Source organism: Streptomyces sp. P5F9, assembly GCF_057961495.1.
In genome coordinates, this window is sequence record NZ_JBXVPZ010000988.1 from 1 (window position 1) to 911 (window position 911).

Consider the following 911-nt stretch of genomic DNA (forward strand, 5'->3'; position numbering starts at 1 on the left):
CTCTCCTGCGGGGCGCTGGTGTGGGACCCGTACACCCTATTCGTAGGGAAGTCCTTTTTGTTCATGTGCGCGGGTGGGTTGGACGGATCGGGGGGAAACGATTACTCGGCCAGCTCCTCCAGCAGCCGGGCCGTGGAGAGTCCTGTCCGCAGGTACTCGACGAACAGTTCGTTGTGGAGGGCCCACGGGGATCGGCGGGAGCGGATCAGCTGTATCGCCTCGTCGGTGGAGTACCCGCGGCGGACCAGCGCGTGGGCGACGACCAAACCTGACCTGTTGTACCCGTGGTAGCAGCGGACGAGGACCTTCCGCCCCTCGTCCAGCGCGTCGCAGGCGGCGACGGCCAGCCGCATCACGCCGGCCAGCTGCGTCCCGTCGAGCGGCCCGTCCGGAATCGGCCACACATGGTGCTCGATGCCGGTGTCGGGCCCGTGCCCGGGCAGCCGTAGCAGCGTCTGCACGAGATCGAACTCGTCGCGCACCACCGCGAACTCCAGTTGCCCCGAACGCCCCCTGAACTCGTGTCCGCCCATCCACAGACCGGGCGTGATCTCGCTCCACGGACTGTCCGGAGCGGGTACGTCGGGTTGCTTCCTGCGCGTCCGCAACGGCGCCTCCCCAAGCCCCAGCGACTGACCCAAAGGTAACCGGGTTCTTGCCCCTTGAGCACCCCGCCTGTTCCCATGGTCGAGGGGTGATGGTGCATGAGCGGACTGCGCGTCATACCGACCTGGCGCCATGGTCAGGAACGGCTGTACGTCTGTCACACCGACGGAAGGAACGTCGCCTGGTACGACAGGGAGGCGGCCCGGATCAACCTGCTGAGCGAGGACCGCAGGGAGGACGTCCTGCACGCCCTCGGCCCCTTCCTCACCGGCCCGGTCACGGTGGGCCCGCCCCCGGTGCCGACC

The 911-nt window shown here is 68.3% G+C and carries 1 protein-coding gene and 1 pseudogene; one reads left to right on the forward strand and one right to left on the reverse strand.

Annotated features, from left to right (window positions below; translation table 11 throughout):
* Positions 1 to 101: 101 nt before the first annotated feature.
* Positions 102 to 608: a protein-tyrosine phosphatase family protein gene (locus AC31A1_RS51985; RefSeq protein WP_489660007.1), complete on the reverse strand. Its 507-nt coding sequence runs from the start codon at positions 606 to 608 to the stop codon at positions 102 to 104.
* Between the two features lie 96 nt (positions 609 to 704).
* Between AC31A1_RS51985 and AC31A1_RS51990 the strand changes: the two are divergent.
* A pseudogene (locus AC31A1_RS51990) lies at positions 705 to 911 on the forward strand (NERD domain-containing protein); the annotation flags it as partial.